The organism is Erythrobacter sp. (assembly GCF_038133525.1).
Lineage (GTDB): Bacteria > Pseudomonadota > Alphaproteobacteria > Sphingomonadales > Sphingomonadaceae > Qipengyuania.
Window position 1 is genome coordinate 43,133 of the sequence record NZ_JAYPTL010000009.1, and the last position, 3,146, is coordinate 46,278.

General features: G+C 63.0%; 4 protein-coding genes and 1 pseudogene. 1 reads left to right on the forward strand and 4 read right to left on the reverse strand.

The annotated features are described in order from the left end of the window. The 4 genes and pseudogenes from AAFM29_RS03835 to AAFM29_RS03850 all read right to left on the reverse strand — a co-directional run. Positions 1-69 (reverse strand): annotated as a pseudogene (locus tag AAFM29_RS03835) (lactoylglutathione lyase); the annotation flags it as partial. After that, positions 66-701, reverse strand: coding sequence for a TetR/AcrR family transcriptional regulator (locus AAFM29_RS03840; protein WP_341711495.1), 636 nt, complete (start codon positions 699-701; stop codon positions 66-68). The gene AAFM29_RS03840 and the pseudogene AAFM29_RS03835, both read right to left, overlap by 4 nt. 78 nt (positions 702-779) lie before the next feature. After that, the gene (locus AAFM29_RS03845; RefSeq protein WP_341711496.1) at positions 780-1,625 is read right to left on the reverse strand and encodes an oxygenase MpaB family protein; all 846 of its coding nucleotides are present in this window, start codon (positions 1,623-1,625) and stop codon (positions 780-782) included. A gap of 32 nt (positions 1,626-1,657) precedes the next feature. Further along, entirely contained in the window at positions 1,658-2,224 is a 567-nt protein-coding gene (locus AAFM29_RS03850; RefSeq protein ID WP_341711497.1) for a TetR/AcrR family transcriptional regulator, read from the reverse strand. An 86-nt stretch (positions 2,225-2,310) separates the two neighbouring features. Here AAFM29_RS03850 and AAFM29_RS03855 point away from each other — a divergent pair, with 86 nt between their 5' ends. Continuing rightward, a complete protein-coding gene (locus AAFM29_RS03855) occupies positions 2,311-2,931 on the forward strand; it encodes a glutathione S-transferase (RefSeq protein ID WP_341711498.1) in 621 nt (206 codons plus the stop codon). The last annotated feature ends 215 nt before the right edge of the window (positions 2,932-3,146 follow it).

Below are 3,146 nucleotides of genomic sequence, written 5' to 3' on the forward strand. Positions count from 1 at the left end.
TGCACTGTAGAACGCCTTGGACTTTGCGAGGTCCGCCACCGGCAGGTTTACGAATATCATCTGGGTCATCGGGCGGTCTCCCTGCCGAACAAAAGGGTGAGGTAGTGCTTGAGGTGCAGCAGGCTTTCGCGAGCCATGGCGACGGCACGCTCATCGCTGTCTTGCGTCTTGGCGAGTATGAAGGCGCCCTGGATCACGACTTGCATATGCAGCGAGAGGGAACTTGGATCCGCGTCGACGCCGTAGCTCGCGATCGCCTCTGCAAAATCCTCGACGAACAGGTTGGCGTTGCCCAAGATACTGTCGCGGCAGGCCGCACGGATGGGCTCGCTCGAGCGAAAGCTTTCCTGGATCATCGTGCCGGCGACGCAGCTGAAGCTTTCGGTCGGTCCGCCGATCAGCGCGATGCGCAGGTCGAGATAGCCGAGGATACGATCAAGCGGGTCCTCGATTTGGCGGAATGGCGCATCGGTGAAGAAGCCAGATGTCGAATTGCTCCAATAGCGCGCGAGCTCCGCGCCGAGAGCTTCCTTGGATTCGAAATGATGGAAGAAGGCTCCTTTGGTGACCCCAGCCTCTGCACAAAGTTCGCCTACCGAGGTGGCGGCGTAGCCTTGCCGGCGAATGAGTTTCACGCCCGCTTCAAGCAGGCGATCGCGGGCAGATAGGGGCGCGGGGCGGAAGGGGCGATTCGGTATCACCCTTGCAACATACCAACCGGTCGGTACGTTGCAAGGGTGCAGCCGGGGAGGTGCGCCAGAAGCGACGGGATCAGTCGATCAATTCTGTTTGAATGCCCAGCGTAGAGTCTTGCCCATGCCCCAGGTGGCGGCACGCGCGGGCAAGCTTCGCAGGCCGGGTCGTTCGAGACCAAGCATGGAGCGAGCAAACGATGGCAGCAGGGCGACCGCTTCGGCACCGAGCAATGTTTGCAGGGCAGGCGGTGTCCCCCGGGGCCTCTGGGTCAAGACCAGCTGAGCCACTTCGCGCGCCTCCGGTGAAGAGCGCAGATCGGCCTTGAACTCGCGAAACAGCTGCTCGGCTTCGCGCCGATCCAGCGGGACGGGATCGGCGCCCAGCTCGCGCGCGACAACGGCGAACTGACGGTAATACTCATCCTGCAGGGCGCCCGGCATGTCCGGCCGGACATGGCGCAGATACGCGGCAAGGAAACTGGTCGCTTCGGCGACATGAACCCAGGCGAGTGTCCTCGGGTCGGTCGCGGAGTAGGGCGTTCCATCAGGCAATGTTCCGCCCACCTCTGCGTGGATTCGGTTGACCCGTGCGATTGCCGCCATGGCATCGTCGCGATGGCCGAATGTGGTCACCGCGATGAAGCGTGCCGTGCGGCGGAGGCGCCCATGCATGTCCTCGCGAAAATTCGAATGGTCTAGCACTCCCTGCAGGGCATGGGGGTGAAGCATCTGCAGCAACAGGCTGCGGACTCCGCCGACCATCATGGCCACTATGTCGGCATGGACGAGCCTGATCGGCGAGTCCTTTTCGAACAGGGCCTCGTCGGAAACGGGAACGGGTTTTTCGCCGCCTTCGACGTCGTTGAAGACTCCGCGGACTTTCGAAACGAGTTGGCTGCGGAGATACTCCTTGGGCGAAAGCGGCGGCATGCGAAGGACTATGCCGCAACCTCAGCGCGCTGTCAGCTTGTGATGCGAACGCGCAGGGTTGCCACCGCGCGATCGAAGACCTCGATCGAACCCGACGCGCGAGCCAGCAGTTGCGCGCCCTGGAGTTGTGCCAAGGCTGCAAGCGCCGACGTTTCCGGCTCGTCGACGCCGGCAATCGAACCGTCTTCCTTACCCTTTGACAGAACTCTTTCGAACCACAGGGCGATCGCCTTGTTGGCAGCATTGAGCGCGTCAGTGGTGCGAGGTTCGAGGAGCGCGGCATCGGCGGACAGGGCTGCACACATGCACATCGTGTCACCATCGCCCAAAGCGTCGCGGTAAAGGTCGATAGCGCCGCCAAGCGCCCTTCCACCGGTTGGCGCGGAGGCCTCGATGGCTGTCAGCGCGTCGGCCAGCATGGCAGCGAACCGTTCGATAAGGGCGAGGGCGAGATCAGCCTTGGTTGGGAAGTGATGGTGGATGCTGGCCTTGCGGATACCAGCGTCGCGGGCGAGGTCGGCATAGCTGAAACCCGCATAGCCCCGCGTGCGCACAGCCTTCTCGCCAAGGTCGAGCAGCAGAGTTCGTGTCTGTGTCATCCCTATCAACTAGTAGGTTGACAGGCGCGAATCAAGCAAGTAGCCGATCGCCAACCTACTAGTTGGTAGGGTATGGAGAAAACGGTATGCTGACGATCTACGAAGTCGAGAACTTCCCTAATCCCGTGCGGGTGCGCCTGGCGCTGGCCGAAAAGAATGCACTCGATCGCGTGAAGTTCGTGCCGGTCGATGTAATGGCGGGCGAACACCGCTCCGACTCGTTTCGCGCCATCAATCCCGACGCCACTGTCCCTTGCGCCGAGCTGCCCGACGGATCGGTGATCGGACGCTGCACCCCGATTACGGAGTATATCGACGGGACGTTTGAAGGGGCATCGCTGATCGGCGACACGCCGTTGCAGAGGGCCACGACCCACATGATGAACCTGCGCGCGGAAGAGGGCTTGCTCGATGCCGTTGGCGCCTATTTCCACCACGCGACCCCCGGGCTTGGCCCCGACCTCGAGACGGACCAGGTTCCTGCCTGGGGCCTGCGCCAGAAGGCGCGAGCTCAAGCCACCATGCGCTATTTCGATGGCGTGCTGGCCACGCAGCCCTTCGTGGCTGGCGCGGTCTATTCGATGGCCGATATCACCCTGCTCGCAGGTCTCGATTTCGCCGACCTTGCAGGCATCGAGATCGATCCCGATCTGACCTACCTGCACGCATGGCGCGAGAAGGTGCGCGCGCGGTACCAGGAGAACTGACATGGAAGTGAACGCCGACTTTTCCCAGCGAGTCAGCGTGGACACCAGCGAGCTGAACTGGGTTCCCTCACCCATGGCGGGAGTGGACCGGCGCATGCTCGATCGTGTTGGCGGGGAGGTGGGGGGCGGGCCCGCCCCCGCCCCCCATCATGGGGGCGCCACATGCAACCGGCCTACCCACCCCGGGGGGGGGGGAAGCATTGTGATAGCACGTG